23 protein-coding genes are annotated in these 22,937 nt (G+C 73.0%); 14 read left to right on the top strand and 9 right to left on the bottom strand.

What is annotated here, in order from left to right:
* Positions 1–23 precede the first annotated feature (23 nt).
* From VMF70_15480 to VMF70_15450, 7 genes are all read left to right on the top strand, one after another.
* Positions 24–1,229, top strand: coding sequence for a P1 family peptidase (locus VMF70_15480; GenBank protein ID HTT69425.1), 1,206 nt, complete (start codon positions 24–26; stop codon positions 1,227–1,229).
* A complete protein-coding gene (locus VMF70_15475; GenBank protein HTT69424.1) occupies positions 1,226–2,458 on the top strand; it encodes a pyridoxal phosphate-dependent aminotransferase in 1,233 nt (410 codons plus the stop codon). The genes VMF70_15480 and VMF70_15475 overlap by 4 nt, the downstream gene beginning before the upstream one ends.
* A gap of 242 nt (positions 2,459–2,700) precedes the next feature.
* Positions 2,701–3,216, top strand: a complete 516-nt coding sequence (locus VMF70_15470) for a hypothetical protein (GenBank protein ID HTT69423.1) — start codon at positions 2,701–2,703, stop codon at positions 3,214–3,216.
* Positions 3,213–3,491: an Lrp/AsnC ligand binding domain-containing protein gene (locus tag VMF70_15465; protein ID HTT69422.1), complete on the top strand. Its 279-nt coding sequence runs from the start codon at positions 3,213–3,215 to the stop codon at positions 3,489–3,491. The genes VMF70_15470 and VMF70_15465 overlap by 4 nt, the downstream gene beginning before the upstream one ends.
* A gap of 33 nt (positions 3,492–3,524) precedes the next feature.
* Positions 3,525–4,715 (top strand): DNA repair exonuclease, encoded by a 1,191-nt coding sequence (locus VMF70_15460; GenBank protein HTT69421.1) that lies wholly within the window; start codon positions 3,525–3,527, stop codon positions 4,713–4,715.
* Complete coding sequence (locus VMF70_15455) at positions 4,715–7,159, top strand: SMC family ATPase (GenBank protein HTT69420.1); 2,445 nt, start codon at positions 4,715–4,717, stop codon at positions 7,157–7,159. The genes VMF70_15460 and VMF70_15455 overlap by 1 nt, the downstream gene beginning before the upstream one ends.
* On the top strand, positions 7,146–8,111 hold the full coding sequence (locus tag VMF70_15450; GenBank protein HTT69419.1) for a GNAT family N-acetyltransferase: 966 nt from the start codon (positions 7,146–7,148) through the stop codon (positions 8,109–8,111). Before VMF70_15455 ends, VMF70_15450 begins: the two co-directional genes overlap by 14 nt.
* An 89-nt stretch (positions 8,112–8,200) precedes the next feature.
* Here the strand turns inward: VMF70_15450 and VMF70_15445 are convergent, their stop codons facing one another.
* The 6 genes from VMF70_15445 to VMF70_15420 all read right to left on the bottom strand — a co-directional run bounded on the left by VMF70_15445 (position 8,201) and on the right by VMF70_15420 (position 13,460).
* On the bottom strand, positions 8,201–8,587 hold the full coding sequence (locus tag VMF70_15445) for a RidA family protein (protein HTT69418.1): 387 nt from the start codon (positions 8,585–8,587) through the stop codon (positions 8,201–8,203).
* A gap of 17 nt (positions 8,588–8,604) precedes the next feature.
* Positions 8,605–9,564 carry a hypothetical protein gene (locus tag VMF70_15440; protein ID HTT69417.1) on the bottom strand — a complete coding sequence of 320 codons (960 nt, stop codon included), beginning with the start codon at positions 9,562–9,564 and terminating at the stop codon, positions 8,605–8,607.
* Positions 9,561–10,844 (bottom strand): AI-2E family transporter, encoded by a 1,284-nt coding sequence (locus VMF70_15435; GenBank protein ID HTT69416.1) that lies wholly within the window; start codon positions 10,842–10,844, stop codon positions 9,561–9,563. The genes VMF70_15440 and VMF70_15435 overlap by 4 nt, the downstream gene beginning before the upstream one ends.
* A gap of 9 nt (positions 10,845–10,853) precedes the next feature.
* Complete coding sequence (locus tag VMF70_15430) at positions 10,854–11,009, bottom strand: hypothetical protein (GenBank protein ID HTT69415.1); 156 nt, start codon at positions 11,007–11,009, stop codon at positions 10,854–10,856.
* 28 nt (positions 11,010–11,037) lie between these two features.
* Positions 11,038–11,979 carry an aldo/keto reductase gene (locus VMF70_15425; protein ID HTT69414.1) on the bottom strand — a complete coding sequence of 314 codons (942 nt, stop codon included), beginning with the start codon at positions 11,977–11,979 and terminating at the stop codon, positions 11,038–11,040.
* Between the two features lie 281 nt (positions 11,980–12,260).
* Positions 12,261–13,460: a hypothetical protein gene (locus VMF70_15420; protein HTT69413.1), complete on the bottom strand. Its 1,200-nt coding sequence runs from the start codon at positions 13,458–13,460 to the stop codon at positions 12,261–12,263.
* Positions 13,461–13,633: 173 nt separating this feature from the next.
* Here VMF70_15420 and VMF70_15415 point away from each other — a divergent pair, with 173 nt between their 5' ends.
* From VMF70_15415 to VMF70_15395, 5 genes are read left to right on the top strand one after another with little or no spacing between them, the layout of a single operon-like run.
* The gene (locus VMF70_15415; GenBank protein HTT69412.1) at positions 13,634–14,050 is read left to right on the top strand and encodes a 6-carboxytetrahydropterin synthase; all 417 of its coding nucleotides are present in this window, start codon (positions 13,634–13,636) and stop codon (positions 14,048–14,050) included.
* A gap of 1 nt (position 14,051) precedes the next feature.
* Positions 14,052–14,630 (top strand): GTP cyclohydrolase I FolE, encoded by a 579-nt coding sequence (folE, locus tag VMF70_15410; GenBank protein ID HTT69411.1) that lies wholly within the window; start codon positions 14,052–14,054, stop codon positions 14,628–14,630.
* Positions 14,627–15,343 carry an SDR family oxidoreductase gene (locus tag VMF70_15405; protein ID HTT69410.1) on the top strand — a complete coding sequence of 239 codons (717 nt, stop codon included), beginning with the start codon at positions 14,627–14,629 and terminating at the stop codon, positions 15,341–15,343. Before folE ends, VMF70_15405 begins: the two co-directional genes overlap by 4 nt.
* Positions 15,343–17,187 (top strand): peptidoglycan DD-metalloendopeptidase family protein, encoded by a 1,845-nt coding sequence (locus VMF70_15400; protein ID HTT69409.1) that lies wholly within the window; start codon positions 15,343–15,345, stop codon positions 17,185–17,187. The genes VMF70_15405 and VMF70_15400 overlap by 1 nt, the downstream gene beginning before the upstream one ends.
* 17 nt (positions 17,188–17,204) lie before the next feature.
* Entirely contained in the window at positions 17,205–17,801 is a 597-nt protein-coding gene (locus VMF70_15395; GenBank protein HTT69408.1) for a hypothetical protein, read from the top strand.
* Between the two features lie 22 nt (positions 17,802–17,823).
* Here VMF70_15395 and VMF70_15390 read toward each other — a convergent pair whose 3' ends face one another.
* Genes VMF70_15390 through VMF70_15380 form a run of 3 tightly spaced genes read right to left on the bottom strand, consistent with a single transcriptional unit; the run spans position 17,824 to position 20,877 of the window.
* The gene (locus VMF70_15390; protein HTT69407.1) at positions 17,824–19,656 is read right to left on the bottom strand and encodes a long-chain fatty acid--CoA ligase; all 1,833 of its coding nucleotides are present in this window, start codon (positions 19,654–19,656) and stop codon (positions 17,824–17,826) included.
* A gap of 10 nt (positions 19,657–19,666) precedes the next feature.
* Entirely contained in the window at positions 19,667–20,371 is a 705-nt protein-coding gene (locus tag VMF70_15385) for a hypothetical protein (protein HTT69406.1), read from the bottom strand.
* Positions 20,372–20,412: 41 nt separating this feature from the next.
* Positions 20,413–20,877 carry a tetratricopeptide repeat protein gene (locus VMF70_15380; GenBank protein HTT69405.1) on the bottom strand — a complete coding sequence of 155 codons (465 nt, stop codon included), beginning with the start codon at positions 20,875–20,877 and terminating at the stop codon, positions 20,413–20,415.
* Positions 20,878–20,979: 102 nt separating this feature from the next.
* Between VMF70_15380 and VMF70_15375 the strand changes: the two genes are divergently transcribed.
* Together VMF70_15375 and VMF70_15370 are read left to right on the top strand one after the other, a co-directional pair.
* A complete protein-coding gene (locus VMF70_15375) occupies positions 20,980–21,531 on the top strand; it encodes a phosphoribosyltransferase family protein (GenBank protein HTT69404.1) in 552 nt (183 codons plus the stop codon).
* Positions 21,528–22,925, top strand: a complete 1,398-nt coding sequence (locus tag VMF70_15370; GenBank protein ID HTT69403.1) for a TldD/PmbA family protein — start codon at positions 21,528–21,530, stop codon at positions 22,923–22,925. The genes VMF70_15375 and VMF70_15370 overlap by 4 nt, the downstream gene beginning before the upstream one ends.
* Positions 22,926–22,937 lie beyond the last annotated feature (12 nt).

Here is a 22,937-nt window from a genome sequence, read left to right as displayed (position 1 = left end):
CAGGCCGCGCCATCTTGGGGCGCGTGCGGCCCGCGGTCCTCCTGCTCCTCCTCGTCGGCTCCTCCCACGCGCTCTGGTCCCAGGCGCCGCGGCCGCTCGCGTGCCAGTCGTGCGGGCGGCGCGACGAACGCGTCCGGCAGGCGCCCGCGCCCGGGCCGGCGCGGCCGCGCGCCCGGGACGTCGGGCTGGTGTTCGGCGTGCTGCCGAGCGGCCCGCTCGACGCCATCACCGACGTGGCCGGCGTGCGGGTCGGCCAGGTGACGGTCGTGGCCGGCGACTCGATCAACACGGGCGTCACGGCCGTTCTCGCGCATGGCGGCAACGTGTTCCGCGACAAGGTGCCCGCCGCGGTCGCGGTGGGGAACGGGTTCGGCAAGCTCACCGGCATCGCCCAGGTGCGCGAGCTGGGGGAGCTGGAGTCGCCGGTGGTGCTCACCTGCACGCTGTGCGTGCCGCGCGTCGCCGACGCGGTGCTCGGCTGGATCCTGGCGCTGCCGGGGAACGAGGACGTGCAGTCGGTGAACGTGGTGGTGGGCGAGACCAACGACGGCTACCTCAACGCCATCCGTCGGCGGGCCGTGGGCGAGGCCGACGTGCTCCGCGCCCTGGCCGGCGCCACGGACGGCCCGGTGGACGAGGGCAGCGTCGGCGCGGGTCGCGGCACCGTGGCCTTCGGGTGGAAGGGCGGGATCGGCACCGCGTCGCGGCGCCTGCCGGCGGGCCTGGGGGGCTGGACGGTGGGCGTGCTGGTGCAGACCAACTTCGGCGGGGTGCTCGCCATCGGCGGCGCGCCGGTGGGCCGCGAGCTGGGCCGCTACTTCCTCCGGGACGAGTTGCGTCGCGGCGACGGCTCGGTGATGATCGTGATCGCCACGGACGCGCCGCTCGACCCGCTCGGCCTGGAGCGAGTGGCGCGGCGCGCCTTCCTCGGCGTGGCGCGCACCGGCTCGCCGATGACCAACGGCAGCGGCGACTTCGCGCTCGCCTTCTCGACGGCGCTGGCGGTGCGGCGCGGACCCCTCGCCGAGGGTCAGCGTACCCGCACCGGCGAGACCGTGGCCGGGGAGGCGATCTCGCCGCTGTTCGAGGCGGTCGTGGAGGCGACGGAGGAGGCGATCGTCAACTCGCTGTTCCGCGCCGAGACCGTGCACGGGTACCGGGGCACGGTGGCCGCGCTGCCCCTGGATTCGGTCGTCACCATTCTGCGGGAGCACCGGGTCATTCCATGAACGCGCTCTTCTCACGCAACGTCGCCGCGTTGTCGCCGAGTGCCACCCTCGCCGTGTCCGCCGAGGCCGCGCGCCTCAGGCGCGAAGGCGTCAACGTGGTCGATCTGGGCGCGGGCGAGCCGGACTTCCCGACCCCGAAGCTGGTGGCGGAGGCGGGCATCCGCGCCACCGAGCAGGGGAAGACCAAGTACGCGGCGAACGAGGGCATCCTCGAGCTGCGGGCCGCGGTCGCCCGGCGCCTGTCGCTGCTCTCGGGCGGCCGGCCGGTGAACGCCGACAACATCGTCGTGTCCAACGGCGCGAAGCAGTCGCTGCTGAACGCGTGCTTCTGCCTGTTCAGCGGGCGGGAGAAGGTGCTCATCCCCTCGCCCGCGTGGACGTCGTATCCGCAGATCGTGCACCTGTCGCGGGCGACGCCGGTGGAGATCGCGGGGGAGGCGGAGTGGAGCCTCAAGGTCTCGGTGCGCGACCTGGACCGGGAGTGGGACGAGTCGGTCAAGGGGCTGATCATGAACTCGCCCTGCAACCCCACCGGCGCGGTGTACACGCTGGCGGAGCTGAAAGCGATCGCGGAGTGGGCGAGGCGGAAGGGCGTATGGATCGTCGCCGACGAGATCTACCGGCGGATCCACTACGGCGACGGCGTGGCGCCCTCGTTCCTCGACCTGCCGGACGACCTGCTGGAGCGGGTCGTGCTGATCGACGGCGCGAGCAAGGCCTACGCGATGACCGGCTGGCGGATCGGCGTCGCCCTCGCCTCGCGCGAGCTGGCGCGGACGATGGCGGCGCTGCAGTCGCACAGCACCTCGGGCGCCAACACGATGGCCCAGTGGGCCGCGGCGGAGGCGTTCGGCAACGATCTGGTGCAGCCCGAGGTCGAGGCGATGACCGCGGCGTTCCGGCTGCGCCGCGACTACCTGGTGGGGCGGTTCCGCAAGGAGCTGCCCGGCGTCGAGTTCGTCGAGCCGATGGGCGCCTTCTACCTCTTCTTCCGGGCGGACGACGTGTTCGGCCGCAGCGTGCCGAACGCGACCGAGTTCTGCCGGCGCCTGATCGCCGACGAGGCGCTGGCGCTGGTGCCGGGCGCGGCGTTCGGCGACGACCGGTGGGTACGGCTGAGCTACGCGGCCAGCGACGAGGCGCTCAAGGAAGGGGTGGATCGACTCGTCCGTCAGTTCGCCCGGCTGGCGTCCGAGAAGGAAGAGGCGAGCAAGCAGAAGGCGGGGTAGCTGCCGGACGGCAAGTTGCGAGTGGCGCCAAGACGCCAGTCGTGAGGGGGCAGACCGGTTGCCAGTACCGACGACGGGACTGGCCCCCAACCACTCCCTTCTGGCAACCACTTCCCCCTTGCGGTCTGGCAACTGTCCTGTCCACTGGCTTCTCGGATCTCCCCTCTCCCCATTGCCCCCGCTGCTGGCTACGGTTCCGGCCAAGGCCTATATTTGCCGCCCGCATTCACTTGAGGCGTCGGATGGGTCTGGGCGGGCGGGTCGTCGAGCGGACGGGCCGGGTGCCGCACATCAGCTACCGGTGGGATCCGGAGACGGACATCCTCACCGGGTCGGTCAAGGCCGGGCCGAAGAAGGCCGGCGGCCTCACGGGCTCCGTCGAGCTCGAGGGCAGCGACGGCTCCTTCATCCTCCTCGACGTCGTCGGCGGCGCGATCCACGGCGTGGAGGTCGTGGTGTGGCCCGACGTGCGGACCGCCGCCTCGCTCCTGCCGCCGCAGGAGGTCGAGAACGGCGACGTGGTGCTCCCGACGCGCCGCTCCCAGCCGTCGGTCGCCGCCGTCGAGGTGGATACGGCCCTCACCATCGAGACCAACCCCTCGGAGTCGCTGTTCCACGTCCGGCTGGGGCCGGCGCGGACGACCACGGCCGTCCGCGTGGCCGACGGCCTGCTGGTCGAGGTGGACGAGGAGCAGGAGCTGGCGGGCCTGTGGCTGCTCGACGTCCCGCCGTTCCCCGCCGACGAGCCCGCGGTGTGATCACGGCGCTGGTGCAGGTCCGGTGCTCGCGGGATCTGATCCCCGAGACGGCGGAGGCGATCGCGGCCCTCGACGGCGTGGCGGAGGTGTACTCCGTGTCCGGGGAGTGGGACCTCGTCGCCATCGTGAAGGTCAAGGCGTACGACGACATCGCCAAGGTCGTGACGGAGCGGCTGGTCCGGGTGCCCGGCATCATGCGCACCCACACCATCAGCGCCTTCCGCGTCTACTCGAAGGCGGACCGCGAGGCCGGCTTCACGCTCGGCGACCACTAGGCCGCCGGGCCGCGGGGCGGCGTCTCCCATCCGATGAGAATCGCGCACCTGGCGGACGTGCACCTCGGCCTCCGCCAGTTCCAGCGGCTCGACGCGTCAGGCGTCAACCAGCGCGAGGCGGACGTGGCCGCCGCGTTCCGGCGGGCCGTGGACGCCGTCATCGCGCAGGCGCCGGACGCGGTGCTCATCGCCGGTGACCTGTTCCACTCGGTGCGGCCCACCAATCGCGCGATCATCGAGGCGTTCGCCGGGCTCCGGCGGTTGCGCGAAGCCCTCCCGGCCGCGCCGGTGGCGCTCATCGCCGGGAACCACGACACGCCGCGGTCGGTCGAGGCGGGCTCCATCCTCAAGCTGATGGGCGCGCTCGGCGTGGACGTGGTGGACGACGCCGCCCGGCGGCTGCAGTACCCCGCGCTCGGGCTCTCGGTGCTGGCGGTCCCGCACGCCGGGCTGTTCGCCGAGCGCCGGAGCGACGAGTGGCAGCGGGACCCGTCGGCCCGGTACAACGTGCTGATGCTGCATCCCGAGATTCCCGGGCTGTTCCCCGAGGGCGTCACCGACTACGGCGGCGCCCGGGTGGAGGTGGCCGAGCTGGGCGGCGCGGGCGGCGGCGCGTTCGACTACGTGGCGCTGGGGCACTATCACATCGTGCACGAGGTGGCGCCGCGGATCTGGTACTGCGGCTCGCTCGAGTACACGAGCCCCAACATCTGGGGGGAATGGCGCGAGGAGCACCGCCGTCACCTCACCAAGGGCTTCCTCGTCGCCGACCTGGACACGGGCCGGGTGGAGCGCGTGGACCTGGAGCCGTCGCGGCGGATCTGGGACGGCGAGTGGCTCGACGCCGGCGGGATGAGCGCCGCGGACCTGGATGCCGCGATCCGCGGCCGTCTGGCCGAGCTGCCGTTCCCGGTGGCGGGAGCCGTGGTGCGCCAGGTGGTGCGCGACGTGCCCCGGGCGCTGGCGCAGGCCCTGGACCACGAGGCGCTGCGGGCCGTCCGGGCGGCCGCGCTCCACTTCCACCTGGACCTGCGGCGTCCCGAGCCGCGCGGGCGCACGGTGGGCGTCGGGGCCCCGGGCGTGCGTCAGCGGCTCGCCGAGCTGGTGGCCGACTACCTGGGCCGCCGGCCGCTCGACGCGGACCTCGATCGCGAGCGGCTGGTGGCCCTGGGCCGGGGCTACCTCGACGAGGTGGAGCGCGCGCTGCTCGAGGGCGAGGGCTGATGCGGCTCCAGCGGCTCCGCCTGGTGAACTTCCGCCAGCATCGGGACACCGACCTCGAGTTCGGCCCCGGCCTGACCGGGATCATCGGCCCCAACGGCGCCGGGAAGAGCACGCTGCTCGAGGCCATCGCGTGGGCGATCTACGGGATGGACGCGGCCCGCGGCAACCGGGACTCGATCCGGTGGCGGCGGGCCAAGGCGCGCTCGGAGGTGCGCGTGGAGCTGGAGTTCGGCCTGGGGCCGCACGAGTACCGCGTGGTGCGCACGCTGTATGCGGCGGAGCTGTACCTCGACGGTGCGCCGCGGCCGATGACCACGTCCCTGGCGGAGGTCACGCTGCGCCTCACGCGGGTGCTGGGGATGAGCCGCGACGAGTTCTTCAACACGTACTTCACCGGCCAGAAGGAGCTGGCCGTGATGGCGGCGATGAAGCCGACCGAGCGCGGACAGTTCCTCTCGCGGCTGCTGGGCTACGACAAGCTGCGCCTGGCGCAGGAGCGCGTGCGGGCGCGGCGCAGCGGACTGAAGGCCGAGCTGGGGGCGGTGGAGGCGGCGCGGCCCGATCCGGCGGCGCTGCGGGCGGCGCGCGAGCGGGCGGCGGCCCAGGTGGAGGTGGCCGAGCGCCAGGCCGCGGCGCTGGGCGCCGCCTTCGCCGAGGCCCAGGCGGCGCGGGAGCGGCACGCGCCGTCGTTCCGCGAGCTGGCGGAGCTGCGGGACCGGCACGGCGCCCTGGTCGCCGAGCGGCGGGTACTCGAGGAGCGGGTGCGGCAGGCCGTGGAGGCGGCCGCGCGGCTCGCGTCCGAGCACGCGGCGGCCGCGGCGGCAGTGGCGGAGCGCGACGCGCTGGTGCCGCGGCTCGAAGGCTACGCCGCGCTGCGCTCGGAGCTCGCGGCCACGGAGGAGCTGGCGCGGGAGGCGGCGCGGCGCCAGACGCTGGAGGCCCAGCTGGCCGAGGTCGCGCTCCAGCGCGGCGAGGTGGAGCGCCGGCTGGCCGCGGCGAGCGCGGCGGCCGGCCAGGTGCGCGCGCTCGCGGAGCAGCTCGATCTCGACAAGCAGCGGCAGGAGGCGTTGGAGCGGGACTACGAGGCGCGCCAGAACGCGTGGGTCCGCGAGCGCCAGGACGCGGAGTCGAAGCGGCAGTCGCTGCTCGACCAGTACCGGGACCTCGAGATCCAGCGCGAGCGTATCACCGAGACGGGTGCCGAGGGCGCGTGCCCCACCTGCGGGCGCCCGCTGGGCGACGAGTTCGGCTCGGTGCTCGAGCTGCTGTCCTCGCAGCTCGAGGACGTGCGGGCGAACGGCCAGTACTTCCGCAGCCGGCTCGAGCAGCTGCAGGCGACGCCGGCGGACCTGGTCGCGCTCGAGGGACGGCGCCGCGAGGCCCGGGAGGCGGTGGAGCGCGGTGCGCAGGCGCTGGCCGTCGCGACCAGCTCGGCCCAGGAAGCGGTGGCGCTCGAGAAGCAGCTCCGGCGGCACGGCGAGCGCGCCGCCCGGCTGGGCGAGGAGATGGCGCGCCTCAGGCCCGGCTACGACGCGGCACGTCACGAGGAGCTGCGCCGCCGGGTGACGGGGCTGGAGCCGCTGGCTTCGCGTGCCGAACGGCTGGCGGCCGAGGCGGAGCGGGCGCCCAGGCTCGCCGCGGAGCTGCAGGCGGTGGAGACGCGCCGCGGCGCGGTGGTGGAGGGTCTCGCCGCGCTGGAGCGCGACCTGGCGCGCCTGGCCTACACGGAGGACGCGTTCCAGGCGGCGGCGCGGGAGATGCAGCGGCTGGACGAGGCCGTCCGCCGCTCGGAGCTCGACCTCACGGTCGCGCGGGCCGAGTCGGCGGCGGCGGCGGAGCGGCTGCGCTCCGCGGAGGCGGCGGAAGAGGAGGCGGCGGCGCGTGCCGTCGACGCGGCGCGGCTCCAGGGCGAGCTGCTGCTCCACAGCGAGCTGGACCGCGCGCTCGGCGACCTGAGGACCGAGCTCAACCAGGAGATGCGGCCCGAGCTGGCGGCGCTGGCGGGCGAGTTCCTCGGCTCGCTCACCGACGGCCGCTACGACGAGGTGGACCTGGACGAGGACTACCGGATCACGGTGCTCGAGCACGGCGAGCCGTCGCCGGTGATCTCCGGCGGCGAGGAGGACCTGACCAACCTGGTGCTGCGGCTGGCGGTGAGCCAGATGATCGCCGAACGCTCCGGCCAGCCGCTGTCGCTGCTGGTGCTGGACGAGATCTTCGGCTCGCTCGACGCCGCGCGCCGGGCGCACGTGCTCGAGCTGCTGCGGGCACTGGAGGGGCGGTTCCCCCAGGTGGTGCTCATCACCCACATCGAGGGCGTCCGCGAGGCGGTGGACCGGGTCTTGCGGGTGCGGTTCGACGAGGGGACGGGCGCGGCGGTGGTGGAGGAGGAGCGGGGGGCTCTGGCCTTGGGCGGGGGTGGCGATGCGGATGTGGCAGCCTGAGCGCGCGGCCCACGGGCCGCAGCCGGTGACCGAGCACGACATCCCGGGACTCAACCGGCTGTTCGCGGACGCGTTCACCGACCGGTACCGGCGGGACGGACTGGTGGGCGTGCGGGTGCCGTTCCTCCACGCGTCCATCTGGCGGTACGCGATCGCCGACGCGGGCGAGGGCGCGATGGTGTGGCGCGACGAGCAGGACAAGATCGTCGCGTTCAACGTCGCCCACCGGTCCGGGTCCGAGGGGTGGATGGGCCCCCTGGCGGTGCGGCCCGATCGGCAGCTCGGCGGCCTCGGCAAGGAGATCGTGCAGACCGCGGCCGACTGGCTGCGGCGCCAGGGCGTCACGACCCTGGGTCTGGAGACGATGCCGCGGACCGTGGACAACATCGGCTTCTACAGCCGCCTCGGCTTCGTGCCGGGACACCTCACGCTGACGATGACGCGCGAGGCGCAGCGGTTCGGCCAGCGCTCCAGCCACGAGGTGCTCGGGCTGTTCGATCCCGCGGAGCGCCACGCCCGCCTGGGCGAGATCGGCGCGTTCGTCCAGTCCCTCGCCCCGGGCTACGACTTCTCGCGCGAGATCCAGCTCACGCTGGACATGCTGCTGGGCAACCTGGTGGCCGTCCGCCGCGGCGGGCAGCTCGCCGGCTTCGCGCTGTGCCATACCGCGCCGCTGGCCGAAGGCGGCAACCGCGACGAGCTGCGCGTGCTCAAGATCGCCGCGGCCGACGCGGACGCGCTGCTCGCCGTGCTCGACGCGGTCGGGGCGTGGGGCGTGACGCAGAACGCGCGGCGCGTCTCCGTCCGCTGCCAGACTGCCTACCAGGACGCCTACCGGGCGCTGATCGAGTTCGGATTCCGGGTGCGGTGGTCCGACCTGCGGATGACGGTCACGGGGTACCCGGAGGCGGTGCCGGGGAAGGGGATCCTGTGGAGCAACTGGGAGATCTGAGAACCAGCAGTCAGCCGTGTGCGGGACAGTTGCGAGACGCCGGGTTGCGCGTGGTCACGGGAGGACGGTGTTGAGCGGCGTCCCCCGGCTCACTCAACCACGGCATCCGCCTCGATCTCGACGAGCATCTCGGGGTCGACGAGTCCGCTGACCTCGACCATCGTGCTCGCCGGCCGGATGTCGCGGAACACCTCGCCGTGCGCCCGGCCGATCTCCTCCCACCGCGCGATGTTCCGCACGAACAGCCGGGTGCGCACCACGTCGTGGAGGGTCGCCCCGGCGCGGCCGAGCGCCCGCTCGACGTTCTTCAGCGCCTGGACGGTCTGCGCGTAGGCGTCGCCGCGGCCCACCAGCTTCCCGTGCTCGTCCGTGGCCGTGGTCCCGGCGACGAACACCAGCTTCCCGACCTTCACCGCGCGCGAGTAACCGACCACCGGTTCCCACGGCGTCCCGCTCGAGATCGTCTGGCGGGTCAATCAGCGTCCCGCGGGCGTCACGTCGATGCGGCCCAGGCGCTCGACGCCGCTCTCGGCGAGCCAGATGCGCCCCCGGGCTGGTCCACCGCGATGTTGCGCACGACCGAGCCCGGCGTCGGGATCCTGACCGGCGCCATCGCGTGCGTGGCGCGGTCGAACGCCACGATCGTGCCGCTCTTGACCTCGTCGAACCACAGCCGCCCGTCGGGGCCGAGAGCGATGCCGTAGGGCCCGCCGTCCGGCGTCGGCGTGCGCCACTCGTCGAACGCCTTGGAGGCCGGGTCGTACACGCCCAGGTAGCCGCGCGCGTAGTCCGTGTACCACACCCTGCCCGCCTCGTCCACCACCAGCCGCCGCGGCCGCGCGCCGGGATGCGGCAGCCGGATCTCGGTCAGGGCGCCGTCCGGCGGCGCGAGGTGCGCCAGCGCGTTGGTCCCGAACAGCGCGACCCACAGCGTGCCGTCGGGTGCGGCGACGAGCCCGTAGGGGAGCGCGTGCCGCGCCGGCACCGGGATCGTTCGGACCTCGCCGCTGGCCGGGTCGAGCCGGCCGATGACGCCGCCGCGCTGCACCGTGAACCACAGGTAGCCGCCGGCGAGGAGCGGCGTGTGCGGGTCGGGCATTCCCGGCGGCAGGCGGTATTCGCGGATGGCCCCCGTGGCGTGGTCGCGGCGGCCGATCGTGCCGTTCCCGTTCCCGGTGTACCACACGTCGCCGTCCGGCGCGACCACGATCCCGTGCGGACCCGCGCCCGCGCTCGGCGTGGGCTGGTCGCTGAAGCGGCCCGTCTCGGGATCGAGCCGGCCGATGCGGCTGTTGGCCTGGTCGGTGTACCACACGCCGCCCGCCGGGTCCACGGCGGGATCGTGCGGGAAGGCGTTCGCCGTCGGGATGTGGTATTCGGTGACGGTCGGCTGCGCGCGGGCCGGTGCGTTCACGAACACGGCCACGGCGGCCAGGAGCGCATGGCGCTTCACGTCGCGTCTCCGGGTGGGTTTCCCGCGTAGTACCCCGATGCGCGATAGTGTGCCAGGCCGCGGGTGGCGAACAGCCTCACCAGCACCGCCAGCGGAACGGCGACGAGCAGCCCCACGAACCCCAGCAGCAACCCGAACATCGCCAGCGCGATCATCACCCAGACCGGATTCAGTCCCACGGCGCCGCCGATGATGCGCGGCCCCGTGACCGCCTGGTCCAGCAGCGTCACCACGCCGAAGACCACGACCAGCTGGAGCAGCGACGTCCCGATGGCGCCCGAGGCGAGCGCGAGAACGACGCCGGGGATCATGCTGAGCGGCACCCCGATCCATGGCACGAGGTTCCCGAGGCCGGCGCTCACCGCCATCAGCAGGGGCGCCGGGAATCCGAGCAGGGCGAGTCCCACGCCGGTCAGGGTCGCGACCAGCGACGCCTCGGTGAGCGTGCCGCGGACGAAGCGGCCGAGCTGCCCATCGTACTCGCGCACGAAGCCGAGCACCTCCTCGCGCCGCGCCGGCGGCACGAGCGCGGCGAGCCAGGCGGTGATCGTGTCCCAGTGGTTCAGCAGGTGGAAGGTGACGACGGGCGTGACGACCACGTAGCCCACGACCATGGCCGTGAGTCTCACGCCCTTCCCGATGCCGACGATGCCGCCCCAGGCGCCCCGGGCGATGTCCTGCCACCGGTCCTGCACGATGGCGACCAGGTCGCTCGCCTGGAGGCTCCGCAGCTTCGCGACCTGCTCCGCGGTGAGCAGTGCCTGGTTGCTCGCGAGGAAACTGGTCCGCAGCCGGTCGAGCCAGTCCGCCAGCCGCGAGAACAAGAGCGGGAGCTGTCCCGCGACTTGAACCACCTGGCGCTCCATCGCCGGCACCAGCAGCAGGAGCAGCAGGACCAGCGCGGCGAGGAACGGCAGAACCACGAGCAGGCTGCCCAGCCAGCGCGGCACGCGGTGGCGCCGGAGCCACGACACGGCCGGGGAGAGCACGTAGGCGAAGGCGAGACCGAGGATGAACGGGGCTGCCAGAGAGCCGGCGGCCCGGAAGAGCCACAGCGTCACCAGCGCCGTCGCGATGGCGAGCAGGCGCGCCACGTGCCGGTTCTGCCGCTCGGGCCAGAGCGCCGCCCACAGCAGTGCGAACACGAGCAGCGGCGAGAGGACCTCGCGCACCATGTAGACCAGCAGCGCGGCGAGGAGGATCGCGGGTGCGACCAGCGCGGCCAGCCGCATCCCGCGGCCGGCAATCCCGCTGCCCGGTCCGGCGTCGGGGGTGATCACGGCGCTATGCTACCACGCCGCGCGGCCGGTCACAACCCGCCGGACGAGGAGCACGACCCCGGCGGCGAGGAGCAGATGGATCCAGCCCGACGCGACGGGATGGACGAACACGAGCACGAGCCAGGCGAGCAGCGAGACGATGGCGAGCGCGAGAGAGATGTTCATGGGTGTCCCGGTATGGAGCCGGCGTCCGTCAGCCGTAGAAGTTCCTGTCCCACCTGTGCTCCCGGAGTGCGGTCAGCAGTCCGGGCGTCAGCGTCCGCCCGTCGCTCACCGCGCAGTTCGCGCGCGCGTGGGCGGCCGTGCGCATGCCCGCGATGACGGTGCTGACCGCCGGGTGACTGAGGCAGAACCGCAGCGCGCCCTCCACGAGGCTCGACGCCTCGCGGCGCAGCACCGGCTCGAGCAGCGCCACCCGCCGCGCCACCTCCGCCGCGCGCTCCCCCCCGAAGTAGCGGTTGCGCCAGTCGCCCGGCGGGAACTTCACGCCGGGCCGCACGGCGCCCGTGAGGCCGCCCTCGTCCAGCGGCACGCGCACGATCACCCCGACGTCGCGTTCCCGGCAGGCCGGGAACAGGTTCCGCTCCGGCGTCTGGTCGAAGACGTTGTAGATCACCTGCACGCACTCGATCAGGTCGCAGTGCCGCACCGCCTCGAGCCCGTTGTCGGGGTCGTGATCGTTGATCGAGATCCCCACGTGGCGGACCGTGCCGGCGGCGACCAGCGCGCCGAGCGCGCGCTCGACGCGTTTCCACTCGTCCTCCCGCAGCCACTCGTCGCGCCACACGTGGAACTGGAGCAGGTCCAGCGGGCGCCCCAGGTTCTCGGCGCTGGTCCGGGCGGAGCGGGTCACGTGCCCCGCGGGGAACGCCGCCGCCAGCGCGGTGCCCGGCGGCGCCGGCCAGACCCGGTTGGCGGGCGGGAGCTTGGTCGCGACCACGACCGGCTCGGTGCGCCCGGCGAGGGCCCGGGCCACCAGCCGCTCGCTGTGCCCGTCGCCGTAGGCGAGCGCGGTGTCCACGAAGGTGACGCCGAGATCGAAGGCGGTGCCGAGCGCGGACACGGCGGCGGCGTCGTCGCCGCCCTGCCACATCGCGCCGCCGATGCCCCAGGCGCCGAATCCGATTTCCGACACTGTGACGCCAGTGCGTCCGAGCTTTCGGTGTCTCATCGATGCAGGTCGCCTCACGGTGCGCTACGCTCTTGACACGTCCGACACTGAATCCTACCTTGGCCGCAGATCATTGGAAGTGGAGCGGAGAGACTAGTTATTGAGCCAACAGGTCCGATGGTGGTCCCATATGCGCCGGTCCACGTCAGGCCCCTTCGGTGGGGTAGGCGGAAGCCGGTGTGCGGGGCCAGGGGTTCGATTCGGGCTTCAATAACCCTCTTCGCTCCCGGCACTTCGCCCCGGGCCTAGGCTCGGGGCGAGTTTTTTCCGGCGTCCGGCGCGCGGCGGCCCCCGCGCGCCACCTCGAGGAACAGCCGCGGCGCGAGCAGCGGCCGACGGCCGGCGGCCCCGGCCACGAGCAGGCCGGCGCACCACGCCAGGTAGAGCAGCGTCACGACCTCGCGACTCGCGGGCCGGACGAACTGCACCAGCCACAGGGCGAACAGCCCGGCCGCCCCCCACCAGTCGAACCGCATCTCCATCAGGAGCAGCATCGCCACCAGCGACTGCGCCAGCGTCAGCGCGATCTCCAGCTGCTGCCCGGCGTCGAAGCTGAACGCCACCCAGCCGCCGCCGGCGTGGGCGCGCGACCATCCGAAGACCAGCGGGATCATGGCCGCCAGGATCGTCCACTGGTTGATGTTGCTGGAGACCATGTTCATGAGCGCCATCGGCGCCTTGTCGACGCGCCGCGCCCACGCGAAGGCCGAGACCTTCTCCGGGAACTCCGAGAGGAATGGCGCCACCCATTGCACGAACACGAAGTCGCTCACGCCGAGCGCCGCGGCGATGGCGATCATCGACTCGAGGAACGGCGCGGCCGTGAGGTAGAGCAGCAGGCCGCCCGCGAGAAACAGGCCGGCGATGGCGGCGACGCGCCGCCGCCCGCCGAGGCCGTAGGCCCAGCGGGAGACGAGCGGGGCGTCGGCCAGCTCCTCCTCCGCGTGGGGCGGCACGCGGAGCAGGACCGCGAGGTAGGCGACGTAGAGCAGGACGAGCACGCCGGCGTCCACGACCGAGATGGACCCCTTCAGCAGGATGAACGCGAAGTAGAGCAGCGGCGGCAGGAGGCCCATGACCTCGACGGCGTGCTCGCGCTCGAGCGTGATGGTCGGGAGCCGGCCGCGCTCGCGGCGGCCGGCGATCGCGGCCACGAGGTAGATCATCGGCCAGGCGACGCCCACGAGGAGGCGGATGGCGCCGGTGAGGTTGGCAATCGCGAGGTGCATGCGCGCCGGGTCCTTGCCGGCCTCCCAGGCGATGACGGCCTCGACCGCGAACTCCGGCAGCGTCTGGAGCCAGGCCAGCGCCGCGAGCGCCAGCCCCTGCGAGATCAGGAACTCGGCCGCCTCCGCGCCCCAGGCCACCATGAAGGCCGAGAGCAGCATGGCGGGAAAGGTCCACAGGGCGGAGAGGGCCGCCGCACCGGCCGCGGCGCGGTGCACGAGGGCGGCGCCGAGCGGTAGCTTTCCGGCCGGCGTTGCCGGCGGCGCAAGGAACGCTACGATGTTCGCCGGAGCCTCCTTCGGCGCGGCTTGACGATCATGCGGGCGTGGGCATTATCTCTCTTGGCGCGCGAAGTTAACGGTCGCCTCTCACCTCAACAAGCAAGCGGCGCATGAGCCCACAGGTCGTCGTCACCCGGCGCTCCCACTTCAACGCCGCTCACCGCCTTCACAACCCGGCGTGGTCCGACGCCGAGAACGCGCGGGTGTTCGGGCCGTGTGCGAACCCGAACGCGCACGGGCACAACTACAACCTCGACGTCTCGGTGACGGGCGAGGTGGACCCGGCGACGGGGTACGTCATCGACATCGACGTCCTCAAGCGCGTCATCGAGGAGCGGGTGCTCCGGCACCTCGACCACAAGAACCTCAACCTCGACGTGCCGGACTTCGCCCGCACCAACCCCACGGCGGAGAACATCGTGGCGTGGTGCTGGCGGCAGCTGGAGCCGGCGATCCCGCGCGGCCGGCTGTGCCGCCTGGTGCTGTGGGAGACCGAGCGGAACCTGGTCGAGTACACCGGAGGCTGACGTGGACCTGTCCAAGGCGACGTTCGAGGAGCTGATCGAGGAGACCCTGCGCCGGCTGGACGAGGACCCGAGGCGGCCGGGCCTGGTGAAGACGCCGCACCGCGTCGCCGCCTCGCTCCGCTGGCTCACCCGCGGCTGCTGCATCGATGCGGAGAAGATCGTGCGGGACGCGATGTTCGAGGAGCCGCACGAGAGCATGGTGCTGGTCCGCGACATCGAGCTGTACTCGATGTGCGAGCACCACATGCTCCCGTTCTTCGGGAAGGCGCACGTCGCCTACCTCCCCAAGGGACGGATCGTCGGCCTGTCGAAGATCGCGCGGGTGGTGGACGTCTTCGCCCGCCGGCTCCAGGTGCAGGAACGCCTCACCGACGAGATCGCGGACCTCCTCCAGTCCACGCTCGAGCCCGGCGGCGTGGGCGTCGTGATCGAGGCCTACCACCTGTGCATGATGATGCGCGGCGTCGAGAAGCAGCACTCGAAGACCGTCACCTCGGCGCTGCGAGGCGCGTTCCGGGACGACTCGCGCACCCGCGACGAGTTCCTGCGCCTGGTGCAGGGGCCGTTCAGCTTCGAATGAGCCAGCCCCTGGCGGGACGCACCGCCGTGGTCGCCGGCGCCTCGCGCGGCATCGGGCTCGCCATCGCCGAGGAGCTGCAGGCCGCGGGCGCGCACGTGGTGCGGCTGGCGCGCAGCCTCGCCGACGCGGAGCACGAGCGCCGGACCGACCTGGCCTGCGACGTCACGGACCCGGCGGCCGTCGCGCGCGCGGCGCAGCGGGTGCTGGAGGCGCGCGGCGCGCCCGACGTCGTGGTGAACGTGGCCGGCGTCTTCCTGGTGGCCGCCCTCGTCGAGACGACGCCGGAGGCCTTCGCCGCGCAGCTCGCCGGCAACCTGGTGGCGCCGTTCCTGGTGCTCCGTGCCTTCCTTCCCGCGATGCTCCAGCGCCGCCGTGGGCTGATCGTGACGATCGGGTCGGTGGCGGACCACCAGGCGTTCACGGGCAACGCCGCGTACGGAGCCGCGAAGACCGGGCTGCGCGGCCTGCACGAGGTCCTGCAGAAGGAGCTGCGGGACACCGGCGTCCGGGCGACCCTCGTGTCGCCGGGGCCGGTGGACACCGCGCTCTGGGATCCGGTGGACCCCGACGCCAGGCCCGGATTCACCCAGCGCGCCCGGATGCTCAAGGCGGAGGACGTCGCCGAGGCCGTGCTGTTCGTCGCCACCCGGCGCGACGAGGTCCACATCCCCGAACTCCACATCGTGCCCGGAACCTGGGCGCCGAGGCCCTAGTGCGAACGCTGCGGCTGCTGCTGACTTCCCTCACGCTGGCGCCCGGCGCTCTCGCCCAGAGCGCCCCGCACCTGCCACCGCTCCCCGATCCCACCGGCTGGGGGACGCCGGTCCTCGCGCTCGGCCGGGCCGACGACGGCACCGTGTGGGCCGGCACCTACGGCGAGGGTGTCTACGTGCTGCGGCCGGGGGCGCCGGCGTGGGAGAACCTGCGCGCCGACTCGGCCGGCTCCGGGCTGTCGTTCGACTACGTGCACGCCTTCGCGTTCGGGCCGCGGGGCGACGTGTGGTACGGCACGGTGGGCAACGGCTGGGGCGTCACCCGCGACGGCGGCCGGACCTGGCAGAACTGGGAGTACCGGGCGCTCGGCCCCAAGTGGCAGTACGTCGCCCCCGACGGCATGGTGTTCCGGGGCGACACGCTGTACGTCGCCACGGCGGACGGGATCAAGTACACGCCGGACCGGGGCGTCACCTGGCGCGCGGTGACCGACAGCGGCCCGCTCGGGCTGCCCAGCCCGTACGTGCTCGCCATCGCGCCCGCGCGGGACACCGGCCTGTGGGTCTCCACCCTGCGCGGCCTCGTCCGCTGGCGGCCGCGCGTGGCCCGGGAGCCCGCCGATCCGTCGCCGGTTCCGGCCCTCGGCGCGAGGGTGCGGGCGATCTTCGTGGTCACAGGGGAGAAGGCGGTGGTGCCGCTGGTGCTGGGCGGCGAGCAGTGCCCGGGCAGCCTGCACCCCAAGCGCCGGGAGGTGAAGGCCTACTGGCAGTGCTCCACCGTGCTGATGCGCGACGCCCCGCCCGCGGGCCGGGCGGTACGCGACCTGGCGGGATGCGGCCACCTGATGTGCGCCGGGGCCACCAGCTCGGGGGCGTTCCTGACCACCAGCCGCCTGGGCTTCGCGATGTGGACGCCGGGCGCGACCGCGCGCTCGCGCGACGTCTACGCGGTGCTGCCGCCGCCGCCGGGGGAGCCGGGCGACACCATCTTCGGCACGGCGTGCGGCCTCCTGGGTGCGCAGCCCGACGCGTGCCTCGCCGCCGGCGACACCGCCGGCGTGGCCGCCCCCGCCCCGCTGCGCCACTCGATCTTCGCCCGCCCCATCGCGCTCGCCGACCAGCCGTTCATCGACCAGACCTACCGGTACGGCTCGACGATGGGCGGCAACTTCCAGCAGCACCAGGGCGTCGAGTTCAACAACCCGCGCGGCACTCCGGTGCACGCGATCGGCTCCGGCGTCGTGGTGTGGGCGGGGCCCGCGGAGCGGGGCGCGCTCACCGTCGCCATCCGCCACGACTCCACCGTCACGGTGGACGGCGTCGCGATGCACCTGTTCTCGACCTACTACCACAACTCGCGGCTGCTGGTCTCGGTGGGGCAGCGCGTGACGCGCGGCGAGGTGATCGCGCAGGTGGGCAACACCGGACGCGCCACCAACGAGCACCTGCACCTCGAGGTGCACGTCGCCCCGACGGAGCAGGTGCAGGCGATCGTGGATTCGGCGCAGCGCTACCCGCCGTACACCGCCAACCCGGAGCTGTGGATCGAGCCGCTGCCCGAGACCGGCGTCGTGGCCGGCCGGGTGTGGGACGCGGCGGGCCGGCCGGTGCCGCAGGCCCGGATCTACGGGCTCGTCAAGCCCGAGCCCCAGGAGACGCCCTTCCTGTACGCGGAGACCTACGGCGACAAGGCGCACCCGGACCCGGTGTACCAGGAGCACTTCGCGGTGGGCGACGTGCCCGCGGGTGAGTACGATCTCGGCGTGGCGATCGACGGGCGGAAGGTCTTCCGGCACGTCCGGGTCGAGGCGGGCAAGATCACCTGGGTCGAGTTCAGACCCTAGCGGCCGCGCTGCAGCGCTTGTTCATCGAGCTGACGGAGATTCTCCGCTGCCCGCGCGACCACGCGGAGTCGTACCTCGTGGCCGTGCCGATGGCGATGGACGGCCGCCGCATCGTGCGGGGGGCGGTGGGCTGTCCCGCGTGCCGGGCGGAGTTCCCGGTCGTGGACGGCGTCGCGTACTTCGGCGCGCCGGAGCCCGAGCCGCGCGAGCCGGCCGGGGCGCCGGACTACGACGCCGCCGCCCTCGCGGCGTTCCTCGGCCTGGAGGGACCGGGCGGCTACGCGGCGCTGGTGGGTCGCGCGGCGCGTTTCGGAGCCGCGATCGGCTCGCTCGTTCCCGGCGTGCACTTCGTGGCCGTCAATCCGCCGGCCGGGATCGCGCCGGAGGCGATGCTGTCGGTGCTCCGCTGCCCGGCGGGACTCCCGTTCAAGTCGGCGCAGCTGCGGGCGGTCGCGCTCGGGGCCGCTCACGCCGGGCCGGCGTGGCTCGGCGAGGCGGCGCGGGTGCTGCTGCCGGGCCTGAGGCTGGTCGTCGAGGACGAACACGCCGAGCCCGGAGGCGTCACCGTCCTGGCGCGGGGCGGCGGCCTCCTGGTCGGCGCGCGCGACCGGTAACGCCGCCGGTCCGCGCGGCCGGTCAGTCGATCATCGCCGGCGGGCTCTCGGTGTACAGCGCGTCGATCTGCCGCTGGTACCTCTTCTCGACGACGCGCCGCCGCACCTTCAGCGTCGGGGTGAGATCCCCGTTCTCGATCGAGAAGTCGTGCTCGAGGAGCAGGATCTTCTTCGGCGTTTCGTAGCTCGCCAGGTCGGGCAGCATCTTCATCACCTCGCGCTCCATCTTGGCCCGGACCTCGGGCAGCTTGATCAGGCCGCGGTGATTGGCGAAGGCGAGCTGCTTGTAGACGGCCCAGCGCTCCAGCTGGTCGAAGTTCGGCACCACCAGCATGATGCAGAACTTCCGCCGGTCGCCCAGCATCACGGCGTTGGCGACGTACTTGTTGTGCTTGACCATCTGCTCGATCGGCTGCGGTGCCACGTTCTTGCCGCCCGCCGTGACGATGAGGTCCTTCTTGCGGTCGGTGATCCTGAGGCAGCCGGCCGCGTCCAGCTCGCCGATGTCGCCGGTGTGGAACCAGCCGTCGGGATCCAGCGCCTCGCGGGTGGCCTCGGGCTGGTTGAAGTAGCCCTTCATCACGTGGCGGCCGCGGGTGAGGATCTCGCCGTCCGGACCGAGGCGCACCTCGACGCCGTGGATGGCGGGTCCCACGGTGCCGATGCGCACGCGCTCCAGCAGGTTCACGCAGATGACCGGCGAGGTCTCCGTCAGGCCGTAGCCCTCGAGGATCGGCAGGCCGGCCGCGTAGAAGAACTTCGCGATGTCGGGCGGGAGCGGGGCCCCACCCGACACGAAGAACCGGATGTGCCCACCGGTGCGGGCCTTGAGCTTCGAGAACACCAGCCGCTGCGCCAGCGCGTACCGCTGGCCGAGCAGCGTGGGGGGCCGCTCGCCCGCGAGCACGTGGTCGGCCCACCGCTCGCCGACGTCCTTCGCCCAGAAGAAGATCCGCTTCTTGATCGGCCCGCCGGCGAGCGCGTTCTCCAGCACCCGGGCGTACATCTTCTCGTAGAGGCGCGGGACCGAGGTCACGATGGTCGGTCCGACCTCCATCAGGTTCGCGGGGACGGTGTCGATGCTCTCGGCGTAGTGGATGGTGGCGCCGGCGTGGAACATCAGGAAGTGGCCGGCCATCCGCTCGAAGATGTGCGACAGCGGCAGGAAGCTCAGCGTGGAGTCCGTCGGCCCGACGTCGAAGGACTCGAGCGCGCCCATCACGTTCGACCAGATGTTGTCGTGGGTGAGCATCACGCCCTTCGGGTCGCCGGTGGTCCCCGAGGTGTAGATGATGGTGGCGACGTCGTCGGGGTCGGCGGTGAGCGCCTCCGCCTGGAAGCGCGCCGCTTCGGCCGCCGACTCGAGCTCGGCACCCATCGCGTACAGCTCCGCCAGCCCGATCACGCCGGGGCCCCTCGCGTCGGGGTCCATCGCGATCACGTGCCGCAGCGCCGGCAGCTCGCCCCGGAGCTCCTGGATCTTGGCCAGCTGGGGCGCGCTGGAGACGAAGATCGCCACGACGCCCGCGTCCTTGAGGATGTAGTCGAGCTGCCGCGCCGGGAGCGTGGGGTAGACCGGCACGTCGCTCGCGCCCACGGCCAGGCAGGCGAAGTCCGCGACCAGCCAGCCGGGACGGTTCTCCGAGAGGATCGCCACCCGGTCGCCGCGCCGCACCCCGAGCCGCCGCAACGCCAGGCCGGCCCGCAGCACCCGCTGCGCCAGCTCCTGGTGCGTGAGGGACCGCCACGGGCCGCCCGCGGGCTTGCACGCCACCGCCTTGGGCTTGTGGCCGTGGCGCTCCACGGCGTCGTAGAACAGTCGGGTGAGCGTGCCTCGCGGCGCGGGAGTGGACACGGGCCCGTCCCTACTGGAACCGCACGATGAACAGGACGGGAGAGCCGCGCACCGCGGTGCCCACCGCGCGACGGGCCGTGGCCTGCACCACGACGGAGTCGGGCTGCGGCGGCGCGCCCTGGCGCCGCACCACCGTCGCCGCGATGCCCGGGGTCGCGGCGCTGGTGAGGACCGTGGCCGCGAGCGAGTCGTTGCCGAGGGTGACCGTGGCCACCTGGAGGCTGTCGAACGTCGGGAACAGGATCGCGAACCGCACGGTGTCGCCCAGGGAGAGGCCCCAGTTGAGCCCCTTCGGCACGGTGTCGGTGTGGGTGTCGAGCAGCTGCACGATCAAGGGCCCGGACACGCTGTCAGCCGCGGCCACGGTGGAGTCGGCCGCGCTGACCTGCTTGAGCGAGTCGGGCGCGGGCACCACGGTGATCACGAGCGGGGCCGACTGGAGGCTGTTCGAGATCGCGATCACGCGCCCCGTTCCCGGCCGCACGCCCGTGATGGCGAGCGTGGTGGTGTCCACGGCGACGGTGTCGGGGTCGAGCGAGAGCAGCTGCACGTGGGCGCCCGGCACGGAGTCGCCGGCGCGATCGAGCACGACGACGCCGACCCGGAGCGTATCGTCGTCCTCCAGCCTGATCGGGAGCGCCCGGCTGGTGACGATCGCGATGGCCACGGGCGCGGAGAAGTCGGTGCTGTAGCCCTGGCAGGCGGCTCCCAGCACGGTGAGGGCGCACGCCAACAGCGGCGTGGCGCGGCGAATGGTCAGGCGCCTTCCAGGCCCGCGGACCGCTGCTGGGACGCGGAGGCGAGGTCGCGGAGCGCCTGCTCCGCGTGGCCGATCCACTTCTGCGCATCGACGCCGCGCGGCGGGTTGCCGAGGAAGGCCTTGAGGTGGTGGGTCGCGCCGTCGGTGTCGCCGCGCTTGAGCAGCAGGAACGCCAGGCCGTAGTGCGCGCCGGCGAGGCTGGCATCGCCCTCGAGCGCCAGGCGGTAGTGCCGGATGGCGTCCTCGCTGTTGCCCGTGCGGCTCAGGGCGATCGCCAGGTTCTGGAGGATGCGGGGCTCCCTCGGGTGATCGCGCAGCGCGAGCCGGTAGCTGGTGATGGCCGCGTCGTAGTCTCCCTGGCGTTCGAGGGCCAGGGCTTCGTTGAGGTAGTCCAGGCGCTGCGGCTTGATCGGTCGGTCGTCGGCACCCCGGCCGCCCAAGAGACGCCGGAAGAGACCCATGGAGCGGCAAGATAGTAATCGGCCAACCGCTTGGCAACGGCTAACCTACGGGTTATGGTGTCGGTGCTGCCCAGGCACGCTCACTCACCACGCGCAGGTCCCATGGCCGGAACGCGGAAGGCTCCGAAGTCGCCCCAGGCTCGCAGCGTGATGGAGGTGGACTGGCCGTTCTTCGGCGAGCTGTGCCGGGGCCTCGCGCTGAAGGTCTCGCGCGACTACCAGCCCGACCTGGTGGTGGGCATCGCGCGGGCGGGGGTGATCCCGGGGGCGGTGATCGCCAGCATCCTGCGCTGCGACTTCGCCTCGATCACGGCCACGCGGCAGCACGAGGGCGAGGCGCCGGCGCTGGTCTCGCGCCCCTCGCTCAGCCCGCGGGGGCGGAAGGTGCTGCTGGTGGACGAAACCTGCGATTCGGGCGACACGATGCGGCTCGCCGCGTCGGTGATGAAGGAGGAGGGCGCCGCGGCCCTGCGGACCGCCGTCTCGTTCCAGTGCGGCGATTTCAAGCCCGACTACCACGCGCTCAAGACCGACGCGTTCATCATTCTGCCGTGGGACCGCTGGGTGATCGCGGAGGGCCAGCTGGTGGTCCGTCCCGACTACGAGGCCGCGCTCGGCGAAGCGGGCCTCCCGCTGCGCAAGCCGGCGCCGTGAGCGCGGCGGACGGGATGCGCGACCGGCTCACCGAGGCGCTGAAGTGCACGCGCGCCGGCTACGCCGAGGTGCGCTTCGAGCGGCGGCGAACGAGCCGGGTGGGCTTCCGGGGCCGCCGTCTCGAGGTGGCCGCCGAGAGCGTGGACGCGGGCGGCTGCGTGCGCGTGCTGCACCGGGGCCACGGGTGGGGGGTGGCGACGTTCACCAGCCTGGACGACCTGCCCAGGATGGTCGAGGCGGCGGAGTCGGCGTCCCGGGCGGTCGTCCTCGACGAGCCGATCGTGCTCGCGCCGGTCGAGCCGCGCGTGGACGAGGTCGTGCCCGAGATCGACGGCGACCCGGTCGAGATCCCGCTGGCGGAGAAGCGGCGCTACCTCGAGGGGCTCAACGGCGTGATGCTCGCCGCCTCGCCGAAGATCGCCGACACGCAGTCCGGCTACGCGGACGAGCGGACCGAGTGGTACTTCGCCAACAGCGAGGGGACGTGGCTCCACGAGCTGCGCCCCGAGGTCGGCGTCTCGGGACTCGCCACGGCGCGGGACGGCGACACCATCGAGCGCTACCACGACGGCGTGGCCCTGCGCCGGGGGTGGCGCAGCGTGCAGGGGCTGGAGGCGATGTTCCGCAAGGCGGCCGAGATGGCGGTGCGGCTGCTCGCGGCCCCGAGCGTCAAGGGCGGCACCTATCCGGTGGTCCTCGATCCGCGGCTCGCGGGCGTGTTCGTGCACGAGGCGTTCGGCCACCTCTCCGAGGCGGACTTCGTCTACGAGAATCCGCAGGCCCGGGAGATGATGACGCTCGGGCGCCGCTTCGGCAGCGACATCGTCAACATCGGCGACGACGGCAGCGCGGCGGGGCTCAGGGGCACGCTGCCGTACGACGACGAGGGCACGCCCACCCGCAACACCCGCCTGATCGAGAACGGGATCCTGGTGGGGCGCCTGCACTCGCGCGAAACCGCGGCGAAGATGGGAGAGCAGCCCACCGGCAACGCGCGCGCGATCAACTTCCGCTTTCCGCCGATCGTGCGGATGACCAACACCTACATCGAGGGCGGGAGCGGCAGCTTCGAGGACCTGATCGCCGACGTCAAGCTCGGCGTGTACGCCGTGGACTGGATCGGGGGCCAGACGTTCCTCGAGAACTTCTCGTTCTCGGCGGCGCACGGGTTCATGATCCGCGACGGGAAGGTCGCGGAGATGGTGAAGGACGTGGTGCTGGGCGGCAACCTGTTCAAGTCGTTGCAGAGCATCGACCGGCTGGCGGGGGACTTCCGCTTCAACAAGACCGGCGGCGGGTGCGGCAAGGGCGGCCAGTCGCCGCTGCCGGTGACCGAGGGCGCGCCGCACGTGCGGTTCGCCGAGCTGCTGGTGGGGGGCGAGGTGGGCGGGTGAGCGGCGCGGCCG

This window comes from Gemmatimonadales bacterium (assembly GCA_035502185.1).
GTDB lineage: Bacteria > Gemmatimonadota > Gemmatimonadetes > Gemmatimonadales > JACORV01 > Fen-1245.
This window is presented reverse-complemented; position numbering and strand designations above follow the sequence as displayed.

Coding starts and splice junctions, on each gene's coding strand:
- VMF70_15405 (HTT69410.1), top strand. CDS start 14,627: ATGAGCCAGCCCCTGGCGGGACGCACCGCCGTGGTCGCCGGCGCCTCG.
- VMF70_15460 (HTT69421.1), top strand. CDS start 3,525: ATGAGAATCGCGCACCTGGCGGACGTGCACCTCGGCCTCCGCCAGTTC.
- VMF70_15455 (HTT69420.1), top strand. CDS start 4,715: ATGCGGCTCCAGCGGCTCCGCCTGGTGAACTTCCGCCAGCATCGGGAC.
- VMF70_15415 (HTT69412.1), top strand. CDS start 13,634: ATGAGCCCACAGGTCGTCGTCACCCGGCGCTCCCACTTCAACGCCGCT.
- VMF70_15475 (HTT69424.1), top strand. CDS start 1,226: ATGAACGCGCTCTTCTCACGCAACGTCGCCGCGTTGTCGCCGAGTGCC.
- VMF70_15450 (HTT69419.1), top strand. CDS start 7,146: ATGTGGCAGCCTGAGCGCGCGGCCCACGGGCCGCAGCCGGTGACCGAG.
- VMF70_15470 (HTT69423.1), top strand. CDS start 2,701: ATGGGTCTGGGCGGGCGGGTCGTCGAGCGGACGGGCCGGGTGCCGCAC.
- VMF70_15375 (HTT69404.1), top strand. CDS start 20,980: ATGGCCGGAACGCGGAAGGCTCCGAAGTCGCCCCAGGCTCGCAGCGTG.
- VMF70_15430 (HTT69415.1), bottom strand. CDS start 11,009: ATGAACATCTCTCTCGCGCTCGCCATCGTCTCGCTGCTCGCCTGGCTC.
- VMF70_15380 (HTT69405.1), bottom strand. CDS start 20,877: ATGGGTCTCTTCCGGCGTCTCTTGGGCGGCCGGGGTGCCGACGACCGA.